We start from the raw sequence: 16,272 nt of genomic DNA on the forward strand, positions 1-16,272 counted from the left end.
AGACATTGCACACACAAAAAGAGTGCTTCCGTCAAGTTTAGAAGCACTCTTTCTTTTTAAAAATAGCCATCGGTATGAAAAGCCGTCCCCCGTTTGGTTGTGAGATCTTTGGGCTTGTGACGTTCAGCTTCCTCAACGATTCTCAGGGCTGTTTTGCGTTTTTTCTCCAGTAAATAATGACGAACCCATCTCGTAGCCTTCTACATAATGATTCAACCGCTCGACGACCTCTGCTGCCGCTTCTTGTGACGGCGTGATGATCAATAAAATATCAAACCCTGCAATCGTGCCGACAATTTCTGGCAGCTCCATTTCATCAAGATAATTGGCGATCACATCGGCGCCATTTTCAGCCGTATGAACGACAACTAAAAAGTCAATCTGCGTAATCTTTTTTAGATACTCATACATCGAAAACGCAATTCTGTCTTCTAGATCCTGCTCTTTGGATTCAAAGATTGAATAATACGGTCGGCCATTTTTGGCATACGTTTTAGCGATGTTCATTTCCCGCATGTCTCTAGAAATCGTGGCTTGGGTAGCTGAAACATTTTCTTTTTTTAATAAATTCATCAATTCTTCTTGAGACTCAATCCGATGTAGGACAAAAAGTTTTTTGATAATTGCTTGTCGCTCTTTTTTTTTCATTTACTTGATCCGCTCCTCTCAAGTCGCCTCGCTTACTGAAATAGTTGATCCGTCTCGTTCACTTCTTGAAACGCAGCTTACAAGAACAACATCGAGAAGATTAAAATGGCAAGATTGGAAATTCCGATAACCAGTAACGGTTTGCGCATAAAGCGAGTCCAAGTAGAATAGTTGACCCGAGCCAGCTCCAATCCGCCCATCACGACGCCAGAAGTTGGTGTGATCAAATTCACTAATCCGCAACCAGCAGTAAAGATCATGACCATGACGTTCGGATTGAGTCCGATGCTTTGTGCCAAGGCACCCATGATAGGGATCGATACATATGCCAGTCCTGAAGTCGATGGAATCAAGAACGATAAGAGCAGATACAAAATATAGGCGCCAATTACGAACAGGACAGGTGATAACCCTTCTAAAAGATGGGAAGCCCGATCCAAAATAAACAGATCCAAGTACGTCGTTTGCATAATGTAGGAAGCCCCCCGTGCCACAACGATGATCAAGACAACGGATAAAATGTCTTTGACCCCATCGATAAAGTTGGTCACGATTTCTTTTTCTGAGAATCCTTGAATCAATGCAATGATGATACTGACGTAGAAGAACCACATAGCCAAATCACCAAAATACCATTCACCGAAGCTATTCCCGGTCAAAAAGGCGGTCCAACCGTCAAACACATGGATATCAAAGTCGCCCCAAGGAATCAAGGAAACCACCATGATCACAAAGGATAAGCCAAAAATCGTCAAAATCAGGCGATGCTTTTGCGTAAACGCCAAGGCTTCGTTCGTGTCTTTGACAAAATGCTCTTCCATTTCTTTTTGCTCTTGCAGCGATAAGATCGTGGAGCCTTTGTCAGCTTTGACTTTTTTGGCATAAGACATCACCACAAAGATACAGTACGCGGTCGTGACTAACCAAAGCAATGCGCCAACTACTAGGATCGTGCCATTATTCGGAGCAATATCAATGCTTCGTAAGGCATCCATTGCCACCCCAGTAGCGAAAGGGTTAACGGTGGAGCCGATCACACCGGCACCCGCCCCCAACATGACGGTTCCTGCTGCGACGATCGTATCAAAGCCCGATGCCACCATTGTGATTGCTAATAAGGAATAGAACGGAATCGTTTCTTCCGCCATTCCATAAGTTGAGCCACCAATTGAAAACAACACCATCAAAATCGGGATCAAAATCAACTCGTTGCCTTTGAGTTTTTTGACCAAATGCTGAATACCAGCTTCTAAAGCGCCTGTTCGTGTGACAATATTCAAAAAGCCACCCAAACAAAGAATAAACACACAGATCTCGATCGCATCACGAAATCCGTTAAAAGGCGCCATAAAGAAATCAGAAAACTTGGCACCGACGACTTGGCTGACCATCTCTTCTTGGCCTGCTGGTAATGAAGGTGCAAAGGGCTGACCGGCTAGTAGCCAAGAAGCGACCGTCAACGCAATAATGATCAGAAATAAGATACTGAACGATGTCAGCGACTTTTTTTCTTTTTGCTTTTTTTTCATCTTCGTTCCTCCTCTATTGAATCAATCTTAGGTGCAAATTGCCAACAGCTAGTCTGTCTGTGGTCAATTCGCAACATGGGAAAAATAATCTTTGTCATAAATAATGAGTTCTTTGTAACGATAATAAATCTTTCTTTTATGCACGAGCGCCTTGATGGTTTGACTGACCGTCTCTCGCGTCGTTCCACTGTATTTAGCAATATCATTGATAAAAACTGGAAAAGGAATGCGAATCTGCTCTCCTTGTGACTGTCCGTGCTCGATCATCAAGAGACCGATCGTATTGACGACTCTTGTCTGCGCGCTAGAGGTGACACAGTACTCCACTCGGCGTCTTTGCTTCTCCAACTGCTGGCTCATTTGCTGATTCAGCCACAGCAACTGACTTGTAGATGAAACAACCAGCGGTTCAAACAGCGACATCGCTGCAAACTGCACGACAATGTCTGTTGCAGCGAATGCCGATACATCATAGTTGTCTCTTTCAAACAAGCCAATCAAAGGAAATAACTGATCAGGCCCAACAAAATCTACATAACAATAGGAATCAGTTCCGTCGGTTTTTTCGATCCGTACGAGACCTTCGATCACATGGAATATCCGATCCCTTACGTCGCCTTCATAAAAAAGCACTTGGCCTTTTTTGTACGTACGGCAGTAAATATGCTCCTTCAATCGCTGTTGATTTTCTTCTTCCAGCCATTGAAAGCTATTCGCTCTTGTTGATGGATCTTTTATTTGGTAGTCGATCATTTCTCTCACTCCAATGTTTTGGACTTGCTTTGCTACTTCGCTTATTTCCAGGTGATATGTGTACCAGCGTCTTCAATTTCTGCCAGCTTATCTAAGGAAGTAATCACTGCCCGTTTTTCCGTGCCCATTTTGACAAAATTCAAAGCTGCTTGTACTTTCGGTAACATGCTTCCCGGTGAAAAATGCCCTTCATCGACATAGGTTTCCAATTCAGCGGCGGTCACATGATCCAACCACTGCTCATTTTCCTTGCCAAAGTTCAAAGCGATTTTTTCCACGCCCGTCAAAATGATCAGCTGATCCGCATCGACTAAACGAGCCAATTTTTCAGAAGCAAAATCTTTATCGATCACGGCTTCAACCCCCAGCCCATTATCTAACACGGGAATGCCCCCGCCGCCTGCGCAAATAACGATCGTGTTTTGTTCAATCAGCGCCTTGATGCTGGCAACTTCTTGAATCGCTTGTGGCGCTGGACTGGCAACGACTTTCCGCCAACCACGACCAGCATCTTCACGATAGATGGCATCTGTTGCCGCCATGGCTTCTTTGGCAGCTGTTTCCGTTAAGAAAGGACCGATCGGTTTGGTCGGATGGGCAAATGCTGGATCTTGGGCATCGACTGTAATTTCCGTCACCACTGTCACCACCGGCTTAGCCATTTGGGCTTCTTTCAACTGGATTCTCAGCTCATTTTGTAACCAATAGCCAATACTGCCTTGCGTCATTGCCACGCAGGTATCTAAAGGCATCGCTGGGTTTTTGCTAGAATCACTGGCTTGTTGCTGCAAAACCAAATTTCCCACTTGAGGCCCATTCCCATGGGTAATGATCAAATGAACGTCTTTTTGGATCAGGGGAATTAAATACTCGACGGTCTGTTTAAGCCGTTCTTTTTGCCCTTTGGCACTGGCATCATCTGCTAGGATAGCGTTGCCGCCAAGGGCGACAACGATCGTTGGTTTCTTTTCACTCATCTGCTCACTGCTCCTTCTTACACTCTAGGAATAAAGAGATCGCCTAAGGTTACTGCCATGATTGCTTTGATCGAGTGCATTCGGTTTTCCGCCTCTTCAAATTGACGGCCCCATTGACTGCGGAAAATGTCGTCTGTGATCTCCATTTCAGAAATGCCGAATTTTTCTTCGATCATTTTTCCATACGTCGTATTCGTATCATGGAACGCTGGCAAGCAGTGAAGCACGATCAAGCCATCGTCTTGTTTTCCAGTCGCCATTACCATTTCGCGGTTGATTTGGTAATCTTTCAACAGCTTCACCCGTTCTTCAAACTGGTCTTCTTCCCCCATTGAAACCCAAACATCGGTATACAGAACATCGGCATCTTTGACGCCTTTTTGAATATCGTCTGTTACCATCAGCTGACTGCCAGATTCTTTGGCAAATTTGTTGGCATAGTCTGTCACTTCTTCAGCTGGGAAAAGTTCTTTTGGTGCACAGATGCGAACATTGACACCTAAAATCGCCCCCGTCACTAACAAACTATTCGCCATATTGTTTCGGCCATCGCCCACATAGACTAACGTAATGTTTTCTAATGTACCGAAGTTTTCTTTGATCGTCATGAAGTCAGCGATCATTTGGGTTGGATGCCATTCATCGGTTAAGCCATTCCAAACAGGAACGCCAGAGAATTTGGCTAAATCTTCAACGACTTGTTGGCTGAACCCGCGGAACTCAATGCCATCAAACATGCTGCCTAAAACTCTGGCGGTATCTTCAACGGATTCTTTTTTGCCTAGCTGGATATCATTCGCGCCTAAAAATTCTGGATGGGCACCAAGATCGATGGCAGCCGTCGTAAATGCCGCCCGTGTCCGAGTCGACGTTTTTTCAAATAAGAGGGCGATGTTCTTGCCTTCCAAATAGCGATGAGAAATATTTTGCTTTTTCAACTTTTTCAAATAGATTGAAAAATCAATAAGGTATTCTAACTCGGCTTTCGTAAAATCTTTTTCTGCTAAAAAGCTTCTTCCTTTAAATACTTGTTTCATTAGTAATTCCTCCTCTAGATTAAATATCTTCTCTAATAAATGGCATGCTCATGCAGCGAGGGCCGCCACGGCCGCGAACCAATTCACTGCCGGAGATTTTATGCAATTTGATGCCGGCTTCAGTTAATTTTTGATTGGTGATCGTGTTACGGTCATAGACCACGACTTCACCAGGTGCGATCGTCAAGGTATTGGAACCGTCATTCCATTGTTCCCGAGCTGCAGCGACCAAATCGTTCCCCCCACAGCGAATCAATTCCACTGCATCTAATTCTAAGTAGCGGCACAAAATGTTTTCTAACGTATCTTTTTCTTCTTTGATGGTTACGCCATCCCCGTCACGTGAGATTGAATAAACGGTCAGTTCTCCTTCAATTTCTGGATGGATCGTAAATTTGTCATAATCAACCATTGTAAATACTGTATCTAAATGCATGAATTTGCGTTCTTGACCAATATCAAAAGCTAAGACGTACTCAAAACTTGGTTCATGGTGGAACACATTACGAGCCAACTGTTCAATGGAAGTGGCATCTGTTCGTTGGGAGATCCCGATCGCTAACACTCGTTTTGACAGAACCAATTCATCGCCACCTTCAATTCGTGTTGGCTGATCACGGTCATAAAGCAAGTGTGGTGGCTGTTGTTGGAACATTGGATGATGAGCAAAAATGTATTTGCCATACAATGTTTCACGACGTCTTGTTTCTGAATACATGCGATTCAAGGAAACCCCGTTACCGATCGTCGCAAACGGATCACGAGTGAAATACAAATTCGGCATTGGATCGATCAAAAACGGATACTGGTCATCCACAGCACCAGCTAGGCTTTGACTATGGGGCAATTTCAATTCATTTTTCGCTAGACCTGCCATCGTTTTATCGATGAATTGACGGTTATCTTCAAAAGATAAGAAATAATCGGTAATTTCAGCAATGATTTCTGGGCTTTGTAACGTTGTTTCTTCTAAATATTCCTTGATAAACTGCTCTTTGATTTCTTGACTAGTTAACGCTTCTGCTGCTAAATCTTCTAAATACAACACCTCCACATTATTATTACGCAATACATCGGCAAATTGATCATGTTCAGCCCTTGCTTGTTCCAAAAAGGGAATATCATCAAATAACAAGCGATTTAAATGATCCGGAACGAGGTTTTCTAATTCTCGACCAGGGCGATGGAGCATGACTTGCTTCAAGCGGCCGATTTCTGAAAAAACATGAATAGCATTTGACATTTCTTTACATCCTCCTTTGTTTTGATTACGCCTACATAGTACAAGAATGTATGCGCTTACCAAGCGACGTATTTCGCCTTCATTATGCAAAGCATTTGTCATTATGCAATAAAGAGTGAATATCTTCTTGCGAGCGTTTTTTTACTCGTTGTTATTTTTTTTTATGTAATTTTTTTTTATGTAATATTTATTCAGCAATTTTTAAATAAGAATTTGATGAGAATTGAAATTTGATCGATTTTGTTCTTTTCTTTTGTTTTTGACGTCCCCACCCAATGCAGGCAAAGCTTACGAAAGAAAAGAACTTTTTCAACCAACAGCTTTCCTTTTTCGATTAAAAAAATCCGATGGTTGCGACTAAATGTGGCTATGCTATACTTAATAAGATCGTAGGAAAAGAAAGGGGTTTGATAGGAATGACCTATTCAATCAATTGGGATCTAGAAACAATTTTTCCAGGAGGCAGTGATTCTGTTCAATTAAAAGAACGCATGAGCCAGCTGGAAGAAGAAATCAAAACTTACCGTGAAAAAGTTGACGCTTGGGTACCAAACGCTTCAGACAATGCGACAAAATTAGAGGAATTAATCGAACTTTCTGGCACAATCAATCAAGGATTTTCACAATGTGGCAGCTTTATCAATGCCTTGCTTTCAGCGAATGTCAACGACAGCAAAGCCAAAATCCTGACAGGCGACCTCTACGCAAAACTGCCAGCACTGCAAGCAGCACAAACCGTTTTCTCGAAAAAATTGACAGAAATTTCTGAGGATGATTGGACTGCGTTACTTACTGCGGAAAACTTAGCACCAATCGCCTTTCGTCTAAGCGAGATTCGTCGCGACGGCAAAGAATTGTTATCTGAAGCAGAAGAAACCATCATCAACACGTTAAATTTAGATGGCTTAAATGCTTGGAGCCAACATTACGATACGATCGTTGCCTCGATCGAAATTCCTTTCCTTCAAGAAGACGGCACGACGATCAACTTGTCCGCTGGTCAAGCCTTCAATAAAATGATGGGTGATCCAGATCCAGAAGTTCGTGCACGTTTATTTGACACTTGGGAAAAGACTTGGGCAGAAAAAGAAGACCTCTTTGCAGATACCTTGAACCATCTAGACGGCTTCCGCCTTTCTACTTTCAAGCTTCACGGTGTCACTGATTACTTGAAAGAACCATTAGAATACAATCGTCTGCAAAAAGCGACATTGGATGCTATGTGGGGCACGATCCAAAAGAACAAACAGCCGATCGTTGATTTCTTGACCCGCAAAGCCCAGCTTTTCGGCAAAGAAAAAATGGAATGGCAAGATCAAGATGCGCCGATCATCCTTGGGGACATGGAAGAAAGAACCTACACCTTTGATGAAGCAGCTGACTTTATTTTGACAAACTTCCGTAAGTTCAGTCCTAAAATGGCTGACTTTGCCCAAGTTGCTTTTGAAAAAAGCTGGATCGAAGCAGAAGATCGTCCTGGCAAACGTCCTGGCGGCTATTGCACCAGCTTGCCAGAAACCAAAGAGTCACGTATTTTCATGACCTACAGCAATTCAGTCAACGAAGTAGCGACGCTTGCCCATGAGTTAGGTCACGCGTTTCACAGCAGCGTTCTTTGGGAGCTACCAGAATTAAACCGCAACTATGCCATGAACGTTGCCGAAACAGCAAGTACCTTTGCTGAATTGATCGTTGCTGATGCAACCCTCAAAGAAGCGACAACGACGGAAGAAAAAATCAATCTATTGGATGCCAAAATGCAAAATGCGATCGCGATGTTCATGAACATCCATGCACGCTTTATTTTTGAAAATAGCTTTTACCAAGCCCGTCAAAACGGCTTAGTTTCAGCGGAGCAAATCACGGAAATGATGACAGCGGCGCAAAAAGAAAGCTATGCAGATGGGTTAGCGACTTATCATCCACATTTCTGGGCAGCCAAATTGCACTTCTTTATTGATGATGTGCCGTTTTACAACTTCCCTTACACCTTTGGTTACCTCTTTAGCATGGGGATCTACGCGTATGCCAATGAAAAAGGGTCTAGCTTTGAAGAAGAATACATTGCTTTATTGCAAGATACTGCTTCAATGACGACGGAAGAACTGGCACAAAAGCACCTTGGTGTTGATTTAACAAAACCAGACTTCTGGCAAGCAGGGATCGATATGGTCCTAAAAGATGTTGCCAGCTTTATGGAATTGACTGAAGACTATATCTAAAAGAAAAAAACCTCTTCCAAGCGTCGTGTTGGAAGAGGTTTTTTTCTATCAGGCATTCAATAAAGTTAAGCCAATCGTTAAGTAGCCTGCGTACAGACACCAAATCAAATAAGGAATAAACAAGTACATTGCTTTTTTGTCGATGCGAGCAAAGAGGATCATACAAATAATCACTGATAGGACTAACAAGACAATAATGACCGTTCCTGCCCAGTAAGCATTCCAGCCAAAGAAAACGATACTCCACAAGAAGTTTAGTACTTGCTGGATCGCAAAGAAGATATAGGCATTCTTTTTAAGCGCTGGATTGACTTTGGCTACGATCAACAGATACAACGCTGTTCCCATAAAGGCATACAAAATCGTCCAAACGATCCCAATGATCCCACCAGGAGGGGCTAAAAAGGGTTTTTCCATTTGCGCATACGTTCCAGCGATGTCTCCTGCAAACAAACTCGAGATGATTCCTGTTGCTTCGATGCCGATCACACAGACCAGCCAAATCAAAAATTTCATGTTCTCCACTCCTTCTTTTTTTCATGACTCTCTCATTTAATCGTACCATCGAATCGAAAAAAAGCAGAATAGAACGCTTAAAAAAAGAAACGCCCGTGTGGAAGTTTCTTTCTTGTTCCTTTCAATTTATGCTGCTTGCTCCCCTTCTTGGGCTTCTTGCTTGACTAGTCCTGCATCATAAGAACGAGCGAATGGGAAGTAGATCAAAAAGGCAACGCCTGCACATAAGAACGCACAAACTGCGGCTTTCCAATCGCCTCCACTTCCAATGAATGCGCCGATACCGATTGGAGAAGGCCATGGCATTTGGGCGATCATTGGTCGAATGATCTCCAATTCGATCGCAAAATAGGCAATCGATGCGGATGCCATCGGTGCTAAGAAAAAGGGAATCGCTAAGAAAGGATTATAAATCAAAGGAATCCCGAAAATCAACGGCTCGTTAATATTGAATAAGGCTGGAATGATCGAAGCTTTTCCTAACACTCTCAATTGTTTTGATTTTGCCAGATAAACCAAGAATAAAGCGAGACCTAGCGTTGCTCCTGAACCTCCGACGGTCACATACGCATTGTTAAACTCACCAGCTAATGCAAAATTGGCGCCCTCAGCATTGGCTGTCAAATTACCTAAGGTAATTGGCGTCAATACAGAGAAAATGATATTTGCGCCATGGATCCCTACTAACCATAATGCACTGACTAAAAAGTAAATCACCATCAACCCTAACCAACTATTAGTCAAGTTCGTCACAAACCCAAAAGGCACGGCAATGATTTGGAAAATATCCGTTCCCGCTGCAACCAAAGCCCCATTGATAATAAGGACCGTGAATGCGACGACAAAGGCAGGGATCAATGCTGTAAAGGCACGGGCGACTCCCAATGGTACTTCTTCGGGCATTTTAATGACCCATTTTTTCGTTACACACAAGCGGTACAACTGAACAGCCAACACCGCCATGATAATACCGGTAAATATCCCGGTCGTTCCTAAACGCTCCACCCCGTCGCCACCGATCGCCCAGCCATTGATGATGGCATTTTCTTGATCGGTGATTCGTGACATGCTGCCATCCACGATCATCAATTGTGGGATCGACATGAAAAAGGCAAACATCGATAGTAACGCCCCACTCATAGGCGCAAGATCCAACTCTTCTTCTTCCGCATAGATCTTGGTGTATTCATAGCCGAGAACGATACAAAAATATAATGCCAAAAGTCCCATTGTCGTGCTGTTTGCCAGCATATACAAATCACTGACTCTGAAAAAAGTATTATTGAAGAAATCTTCTAAAAAGGTAAAGGTCTGCGGCAATACATTGATAACTAAAAACATCGAGCCAACGATCGTAAAAGGAATCGAAGCCATCCCAGCAGCCATGATGGCACGTACGATTTTGAACTGTGCCACTTTTCCTAACGGTCCCATGACGGCCGTTTCTAAGAGACTGAACAACTTGCTATTTGATTGTTCCATAATGTAACTACTTCCCTTCAATGAGTTTTTGGTATTCTTTAATATATCCATAATACGTATCTTTTTTGCGACGGATCTTATTGACACGCTGCAAACATAACGCAGCTAACATTAGCCCCACACTAAGCCAGAGTGTAAGAATGCCTCGATTGATCGGCGTATTTTCAAGAAAAGGAAAAACGAATGAAAACAGATGAGAGAAGCAGCAGATGGCGATTAACAGGAGATTCATCGTCAGTTGACAAAGATAAAACAAGCGCGTCCAGCGCAGTTTTCCAGCTATTTGCTCTGAATAGCTGCCATAAAGACGCACGTATTCCCCGATCGCCGAAATGGCCAAAATCAGCAGTGCCAGCGGGAGGATCAAGAGTACGGCATTGCTGACCATCGCTGCTAAGAACCAATAAAGATTTGCAAAGAAAAAGACTGCTAATACATACCTTAGAAATAAAAAGCGGTGAAACCGAAACGTTTTTTCTGCCATTTTTTTCTGCTGTTCTCGATTGGTCATTTGATCCCTTCCTTTCTACCGCTCTCGCTGGTATAACGCCAGCATTTCAATCGCCACTTCTCGCAAAGTCATCGTTGTCATTAGATGATCTTGTGCATGGACCATGATGATCTCCATGTCGATTTTTTCGCCGCTGGCGTATTCTTGTAATAAGCCCGTCTGTGCTTTGTGGGCCTCTACTAGTGCTTCGTTTGCTTGATCCAGTTTTGCTTGTGCTGCTTCAAAAGTTCCTTGACGCATCTCTTGGAATGCTTCATGAACGATCGTCCGAGCATCTCCGCTGCTAAGAATAATTTGAAAGGCTGTCTCTTGTAGTTTTTCTGATTTCATTGTTCTTTCTCCCTTACATGTGCGATAAATGTGTTCCTAGGTGATACCCGATAAAGCATTCCATAAAATGTTCAAAATCACCACTAGCTATGAGTGCATCTTTAAATGACTCATCTTCAATGATCGGTACTAACAGTTGGCTGATTTTGTTCAATTCTACTTGCCCCAATCGATCAGGGGAAAGTAAGAAAATCAGCTGGATCTGGTCATGCTCGTCATCCCATTTTATGCCTTGTTCTAGTATAGCAACGGCCGCATAAGCATCATTGGTGATCGGTTCAATAGGGTGCGCCACCGCCAAATGATCGGAAAAGGCTACTGAGCTATAGGCTTCTCGTAAAGCAAGCTGCTTGCCTAGCGCTTCTTTCACCGCACGCTTTTCCACGCTTTCGATCCTCGTCAGCAGCTGGTCTAAAACAGCCTCTTTATCGGTCTCTTCGGCGAGCCAAAGAAAAAGTTCTGGGCGAAAGCTAGTCTCAATCAGTTCCCGCTCTTTGTCAGACAAGGTCTTCGGTCGCTGTTTCAGAACGCTACGGTACTGTTTTTTCGTTTTATACTGTTTCAATTGGCGATTGATTTTTTGGATATCTTTTTTATCTAAAAAAACACTGACTGTGACGATGGGGATATTTAGAACCACATCTGGTACTTTGATAGATGAAATGATCAAATCGATCCCTGCTAGTTTTTGTTCACTGATTTCGTAATAGCTGATCATCTCTTCAATCACGAGTTTTGAACCAAGTTCATGTTCCAAACGATTTTTTAACATTTGTGAACTACCGATTCCTGTTGCACAGATCACTAAGACCCGTGCTTTTTGCTGATTCGCTAAGCGTTCCATCGCAGCAGTCAAATGGATCGTCAAGTAGGCGAGCTCTCCTTCAGTCACTTTGTAGGGTGCAAAGAAGGGAACATCAGAAAAATGCCGAATCGTTAGCTGAAAAAAGTCACTGTAATCTTTTTTGATGGTCTCTAACAAAGGATTTTCCATACTCGTACCGTTATTCAATCGTTGCAATAAGGGGGTGATATGCATCATCAGCCCATCTATCAATAAGGGATCTTCGGCTAAGCAAAAGCCCGTTTCTTGATCGATCTTTTGTAAAACGACTAGCAGCTGTTGTTTGACCTCGTTATCGTCTAAATCGATCTGTTCACGAATGGTTTCAGAAACTAGTTTGTTTTTTAAATGAATGGCGATATAGAAAGCCTCTTCTGGTGGCAAGACGATGCCCATCTGTTGGCGAATCTTCTCGACGATCTCTAAAGCTGATTGGTATTCCACTTCCTGCGCTAAGTTTGCCTCTTGTGGATGCAGCTGGATCTCAAAGCCCGCCTGCAGCCGTTTTATTGCTAGACCAATATGAAGGACGATCGTATAGATCATAAAATCAGAGAGTTTCAAAAAATACTTGCGGCATGTATCCAAAACGATGATCACGATTTCCTCGATCGCTATCCCCTCTAATAGATGTTTGTACATGGAAAAGGCATACAAATTGTCTTGCAGGCGATTCATGAAAAAGTAATTCATGATGAAATGCCGTAGACTATTTTCAGATCCTGCAACGTAGATCCCCTGACTGGTTCGATGTTTCAACTCGATCGTATAAGGCTTTAACAATTGCTTGATTTCAACGATGTCGTTGGAAATCGTTGAACGAGAAACACATAGATCCGCCGCCAAGTCATCAACAAAAACAGGCTTTTGCCCAAATAACAATTGATTTAACACAAAATATTGGCGGTCATTGGCTTCATTGATCGTCGTAAGGTCGGCAGCTGTTGGTCTGGTGTTGGTTTTCTCAGTATAAAAACGATCAAAGGAACGCTGGTCGGTGATGTTTAGCCGATAGCCCTGCCCTTGCTTGGCACAAATCTGACCAAGCTTATGGTTCTTCAAGATAAGCCCCAACCCTTGAACATACTTGCGCGCAGTCCGATCTGAAACCCCCAGTTGCTTTGCGATCTGTTTACTACTGGTATACGTGTTACGATTTTGGTAAAGCATTTTTAGCATGATGATCTCTTTTTTACTCAACATTTTTCATCAACCTTTTTCATCAACCTATTCTCATGAAGCTTTTTGTTTGAACGACTATTGTATATTTTGCTCCACCACAGCAGCTAATTTTTCAATGCCCATCGGTATCGGCACATAAGCTTGGGGCGGAATATTTACGATGGGTCGTTGGTACTTGATGGCAGCTTTTTCAAGATTCGCAAAGTACATTTTGGTTTGCGGGCTGACTAAGTATAAGTCGTATTCATCTTTGGCGATCGTGGCTGCTCCTTGAGAGGCAGACGTTGCATCTAGTTCAATTTCTTTTCCTCGCTCTTTAAAATATTCCGTCGTTTTTTTGGCAATGACTGATGAAGACATACCGCCTGCACAGATGATTAATGCTTTTTTCATATAGTTTTCCTCCTTAACGATGACACTCTATTTCACTATCTATGTTCAGTAGTTGCTAAATGATGGCGTGGTTCTGACCATTCTTCCGCTGAATAAAAAAGTTGTTCACTGACTTAGCATTGCGATGGGTTGATACTGTCATCATAATAGATAGCGCTTTCTTTTTGAACACAAGGTGTTTCCTTATCGATGCGGAAACAAACTAGATGCGTCTACTTGATTTTACAAGAATTCCCTTCAAAAAATGATCGAAAAAAAAGCTTTACTTGTCTTTTGTCCAAGTAAAGCTTTTTTAATCATACGCTCTTTGATTGTTTTTCTTCAAACTTCCGTCGTTCATTTTCCACATACTTGTATAGCGCCCCGTAGCGGCTGCGGTAGCCTTTTTTCCATGGCTTCTCTTTGCCGCAAAAATGTAACAAAACGGTATGCTCAATGACCCAATCCAAGCTCCATTCCCCTAAACTGATCGTTTCATAGGTACGGTTTTTTCGTACGTCATAGTTGTAGAGCTGATCAGGGATCGCCAGCACCCGATCGCCGTACAACCCATTCAAAATGTCTTGATCTGGCAAAAAGAGGTTCAAATGATTTTTCTCAATGAACGCTGCGATCTCTGCTTCTTTGACCTCTTGCCGCAGCTGGTGCACATTCATCAGCAAAACGCCTGAATTATAGTAGCCTTCCGACTCATAATTACGCAAACGGACTTTATTGATGACTGTTGTTACTTCTGTCAGCTTAGAATGGCTGGCGGCGGCATACAGAAAATCCCCTAACGTCAGCTCATACAAGGGGCGCAAATCATTGATGCACAAAATATCCGCATCCAGATACAGGATTTTTTCCACCTGCTGCGGCAAGTAATTTTGTGCCAATAATCGATAGTAGATCGACTCAGGGTAGCGATCACTGACTGGCGCGGTTTTAAAAATCGAGCCAGAACCGATGATGATGGGATGATAGGTCATCGCCAGCTTTTGACAAAAAGCCTCCAGCTCTGCAGCATGGCTCAATTCTTTTTCTTGTAAGACATAGACATCAAAGGATGCTGCTGTCGTATGACGTTTGATTGAATATAACGTTGTTTTTAATTGTTCACTGAATCGATCATCAATCGCAAAAAGTAGATTCATGCTCTTGTTCACTCCTCTGTTACTGGCAGCGTGCAGGTTTTTGGAAAAAAATCGATTGCTATTGCACGCAGCTTCTGTTCTTCTAGTATACCCGATTTTTGGTCTTTCTTTCAGTGAAACACCCTTGCCAATCGAACCCTTGCTTGGCAGACGCCAAAAAAGCTGTTCCATCCATGGGATGAAACAGCAAAGGATCGCTTATAAATGATTGTGTCTTAAAAACAGATCAGCGGATCGTTGCAAAAGCTTTTGACCACAACAACAATTCATCTAGCATATCATTGACACCCGCAGCCATGTGCGCACCGGGTTTGAAGGTACTGAAACTTTCAAAATCAGTAAATAAGTTGAAGGCTGGGTTGGTCCGCACGGTGGCAACTTTTTGTTCAGCTAATACGTTGCGCAATTGTTCAGCGGCCCGAATCCCACCGCCAGAACCGTAGCTGACGATCCCAGCAGCTTTATCAAACCATTCTTCCCGAGCAGAATCTACGGCATTTTTCAAGGAAGCTGCAAAACCGTGGTTGTATTCTTGCACGATGAAGATATAGCCATCTAATTCAGAAATTTTTTTGTTCCATGCCAGGTTTGGCTCAGCCGTTCCCATAAACGGTAAATCAAATGCCTTTACATCAACGATCTCGAACTGATGCTCTGACCGTTGATTAGCAATTTCTTGAATATATGCTCCGACTTGCGGACTTACGCGTCCTTCTCTTGTACTGCCTAAAATAATACCAAATTTCATGATAGGTTCCTCCTAAGATTGTTTTCGTTTGTTTTTTTAACGATTGGCAAATGTGTCTGCCCAGTCCAATAATTCCGTCAACATGTCGTTCATTCCTGCAGTCATATGCTCGCCAGGGGTAAAGGTGGCAAAGTTTTCAAAATCAGTAAATAAGTTGAAGGCAGGATTGGTGCGCACCGTGGCTACTTTTTGTTCCGCCAAAATCAAGCGAACTTGCTCAGCGGCACGAATCCCTCCTGCCGAACCATAGCTGACGATCGCTGCTGCTTTGTTGAACCATTCCTCTCGAGCGCTGTCCAACGCATTTTTCAAGGAAGCTGATATGCCATGATTGTATTCTTGTACGATGAAGATGTAGCCGTCTAACTCAGCGATTTTTTCGTTCCACGCTTGGTTCACTTCACCTGTCCCCATAAATGGCAAGTCATAATCTTTGATATCAATGATTTCAAACGAGCGGTCGCTATGCGCGCGTGCTGTTTGTAAAACATAATTGGCTACTTGCGGACTCACGCGGCCTTCTCTCGTACTGCCAACGATGATCCCGATTTTTTGCGCTTTTTTCTTTTCCGGGGTGCGATACACCTCTTTAATTACTTCTTTTTCAATTATTTGTTCTTTTTTCCCAAATCCAAAGACCATTCTTTTGTACTCCTTTTGTTGTGGTTTCTTTAACGATGGACTCAGCATACCAAACTTACTTTTAGTAAGTCAATCATTT

The 16,272-nt window shown here is 42.9% G+C and carries 16 protein-coding genes; 1 reads left to right on the forward strand and 15 read right to left on the reverse strand.

Features of this window, described 5'->3' with window-relative positions:
• Positions 1 to 132: 132 nt before the first annotated feature.
• From A5867_RS17250 to arcA, 6 genes are all read right to left on the reverse strand, one after another.
• Positions 133 to 648, reverse strand: a complete 516-nt coding sequence (locus A5867_RS17250; RefSeq protein ID WP_087628094.1) for an ArgR family transcriptional regulator — start codon at positions 646 to 648, stop codon at positions 133 to 135.
• A 77-nt stretch (positions 649 to 725) separates the two neighbouring features.
• Entirely contained in the window at positions 726 to 2,177 is a 1,452-nt protein-coding gene (locus A5867_RS17255) for a YfcC family protein (protein ID WP_010748979.1), read from the reverse strand.
• Positions 2,178 to 2,240: 63 nt separating this feature from the next.
• Entirely contained in the window at positions 2,241 to 2,930 is a 690-nt protein-coding gene (locus tag A5867_RS17260) for a Crp/Fnr family transcriptional regulator (RefSeq protein ID WP_005230704.1), read from the reverse strand.
• Between the two features lie 41 nt (positions 2,931 to 2,971).
• Entirely contained in the window at positions 2,972 to 3,907 is a 936-nt protein-coding gene (gene arcC, locus A5867_RS17265) for a carbamate kinase (protein ID WP_087628095.1), read from the reverse strand.
• Between the two features lie 17 nt (positions 3,908 to 3,924).
• Positions 3,925 to 4,944 (reverse strand): ornithine carbamoyltransferase, encoded by a 1,020-nt coding sequence (gene argF / locus A5867_RS17270; protein ID WP_087628096.1) that lies wholly within the window; start codon positions 4,942 to 4,944, stop codon positions 3,925 to 3,927.
• Between the two features lie 19 nt (positions 4,945 to 4,963).
• The gene (gene arcA, locus A5867_RS17275) at positions 4,964 to 6,187 is read right to left on the reverse strand and encodes an arginine deiminase (protein WP_087628097.1); all 1,224 of its coding nucleotides are present in this window, start codon (positions 6,185 to 6,187) and stop codon (positions 4,964 to 4,966) included.
• 416 nt (positions 6,188 to 6,603) lie between these two features.
• Between arcA and A5867_RS17280 the strand changes: the two genes are divergently transcribed.
• Complete coding sequence (locus A5867_RS17280; protein ID WP_087628098.1) at positions 6,604 to 8,409, forward strand: M3 family oligoendopeptidase; 1,806 nt, start codon at positions 6,604 to 6,606, stop codon at positions 8,407 to 8,409.
• A 48-nt stretch (positions 8,410 to 8,457) separates the two neighbouring features.
• Here A5867_RS17280 and A5867_RS17285 read toward each other — a convergent pair whose 3' ends face one another.
• The 9 genes from A5867_RS17285 to A5867_RS17330 form a co-directional block, all read right to left on the reverse strand.
• Positions 8,458 to 8,925 carry a TspO/MBR family protein gene (locus tag A5867_RS17285; RefSeq protein ID WP_010748985.1) on the reverse strand — a complete coding sequence of 156 codons (468 nt, stop codon included), beginning with the start codon at positions 8,923 to 8,925 and terminating at the stop codon, positions 8,458 to 8,460.
• 126 nt (positions 8,926 to 9,051) lie between these two features.
• Positions 9,052 to 10,407 (reverse strand): PTS cellobiose transporter subunit IIC, encoded by a 1,356-nt coding sequence (celB, locus tag A5867_RS17290; RefSeq protein WP_015510511.1) that lies wholly within the window; start codon positions 10,405 to 10,407, stop codon positions 9,052 to 9,054.
• A 7-nt stretch (positions 10,408 to 10,414) separates the two neighbouring features.
• On the reverse strand, positions 10,415 to 10,918 hold the full coding sequence (locus A5867_RS17295; RefSeq protein WP_015510512.1) for a hypothetical protein: 504 nt from the start codon (positions 10,916 to 10,918) through the stop codon (positions 10,415 to 10,417).
• Positions 10,919 to 10,933: 15 nt separating this feature from the next.
• Positions 10,934 to 11,248: a PTS cellobiose transporter subunit IIA gene (locus A5867_RS17300; protein ID WP_015510513.1), complete on the reverse strand. Its 315-nt coding sequence runs from the start codon at positions 11,246 to 11,248 to the stop codon at positions 10,934 to 10,936.
• Between the two features lie 13 nt (positions 11,249 to 11,261).
• A complete protein-coding gene (locus tag A5867_RS17305) occupies positions 11,262 to 13,295 on the reverse strand; it encodes a BglG family transcription antiterminator (RefSeq protein ID WP_087628099.1) in 2,034 nt (677 codons plus the stop codon).
• 54 nt (positions 13,296 to 13,349) lie between these two features.
• Positions 13,350 to 13,667 (reverse strand): PTS cellobiose transporter subunit IIB, encoded by a 318-nt coding sequence (locus tag A5867_RS17310; protein WP_015510515.1) that lies wholly within the window; start codon positions 13,665 to 13,667, stop codon positions 13,350 to 13,352.
• A gap of 296 nt (positions 13,668 to 13,963) precedes the next feature.
• Entirely contained in the window at positions 13,964 to 14,803 is an 840-nt protein-coding gene (locus A5867_RS17315) for a glycosyltransferase family 8 protein (protein ID WP_016608464.1), read from the reverse strand.
• Between the two features lie 226 nt (positions 14,804 to 15,029).
• On the reverse strand, positions 15,030 to 15,551 hold the full coding sequence (locus A5867_RS17325) for an NAD(P)H-dependent oxidoreductase (protein WP_010748987.1): 522 nt from the start codon (positions 15,549 to 15,551) through the stop codon (positions 15,030 to 15,032).
• A gap of 36 nt (positions 15,552 to 15,587) precedes the next feature.
• Entirely contained in the window at positions 15,588 to 16,193 is a 606-nt protein-coding gene (locus A5867_RS17330) for an NAD(P)H-dependent oxidoreductase (protein WP_074934160.1), read from the reverse strand.
• Positions 16,194 to 16,272 lie beyond the last annotated feature (79 nt).

This window comes from Enterococcus sp. 6D12_DIV0197, assembly GCF_002174385.1.
In the GTDB taxonomy this organism is placed as follows: domain Bacteria; phylum Bacillota; class Bacilli; order Lactobacillales; family Enterococcaceae; genus Enterococcus_D; species Enterococcus_D casseliflavus.

Bases quoted from the DNA above. Each gene is read 5' to 3' on its own strand.
- A5867_RS17285 (WP_010748985.1), bottom strand. From the start codon at position 8,925: ATGAAATTTTTGATTTGGCTGGTCTGTGTGATCGGCATCGAAGCAACA.
- celB (WP_015510511.1), bottom strand. From the start codon at position 10,407: ATGGAACAATCAAATAGCAAGTTGTTCAGTCTCTTAGAAACGGCCGTC.
- arcC (WP_087628095.1), bottom strand. From the start codon at position 3,907: ATGAGTGAAAAGAAACCAACGATCGTTGTCGCCCTTGGCGGCAACGCT.
- A5867_RS17255 (WP_010748979.1), bottom strand. From the start codon at position 2,177: ATGAAAAAAAAGCAAAAAGAAAAAAAGTCGCTGACATCGTTCAGTATC.
- A5867_RS17330 (WP_074934160.1), bottom strand. From the start codon at position 16,193: ATGGTCTTTGGATTTGGGAAAAAAGAACAAATAATTGAAAAAGAAGTA.
- A5867_RS17295 (WP_015510512.1), bottom strand. From the start codon at position 10,918: ATGACCAATCGAGAACAGCAGAAAAAAATGGCAGAAAAAACGTTTCGG.
- A5867_RS17305 (WP_087628099.1), bottom strand. From the start codon at position 13,295: ATGTTGAGTAAAAAAGAGATCATCATGCTAAAAATGCTTTACCAAAAT.
- argF (WP_087628096.1), bottom strand. From the start codon at position 4,944: ATGAAACAAGTATTTAAAGGAAGAAGCTTTTTAGCAGAAAAAGATTTT.
- arcA (WP_087628097.1), bottom strand. From the start codon at position 6,187: ATGTCAAATGCTATTCATGTTTTTTCAGAAATCGGCCGCTTGAAGCAA.
- A5867_RS17250 (WP_087628094.1), bottom strand. From the start codon at position 648: ATGAAAAAAAAAGAGCGACAAGCAATTATCAAAAAACTTTTTGTCCTA.
- A5867_RS17325 (WP_010748987.1), bottom strand. From the start codon at position 15,551: ATGAAATTTGGTATTATTTTAGGCAGTACAAGAGAAGGACGCGTAAGT.
- A5867_RS17315 (WP_016608464.1), bottom strand. From the start codon at position 14,803: ATGAATCTACTTTTTGCGATTGATGATCGATTCAGTGAACAATTAAAA.
- A5867_RS17300 (WP_015510513.1), bottom strand. From the start codon at position 11,248: ATGAAATCAGAAAAACTACAAGAGACAGCCTTTCAAATTATTCTTAGC.
- A5867_RS17310 (WP_015510515.1), bottom strand. From the start codon at position 13,667: ATGAAAAAAGCATTAATCATCTGTGCAGGCGGTATGTCTTCATCAGTC.
- A5867_RS17280 (WP_087628098.1), top strand. From the start codon at position 6,604: ATGACCTATTCAATCAATTGGGATCTAGAAACAATTTTTCCAGGAGGC.
- A5867_RS17260 (WP_005230704.1), bottom strand. From the start codon at position 2,930: ATGATCGACTACCAAATAAAAGATCCATCAACAAGAGCGAATAGCTTT.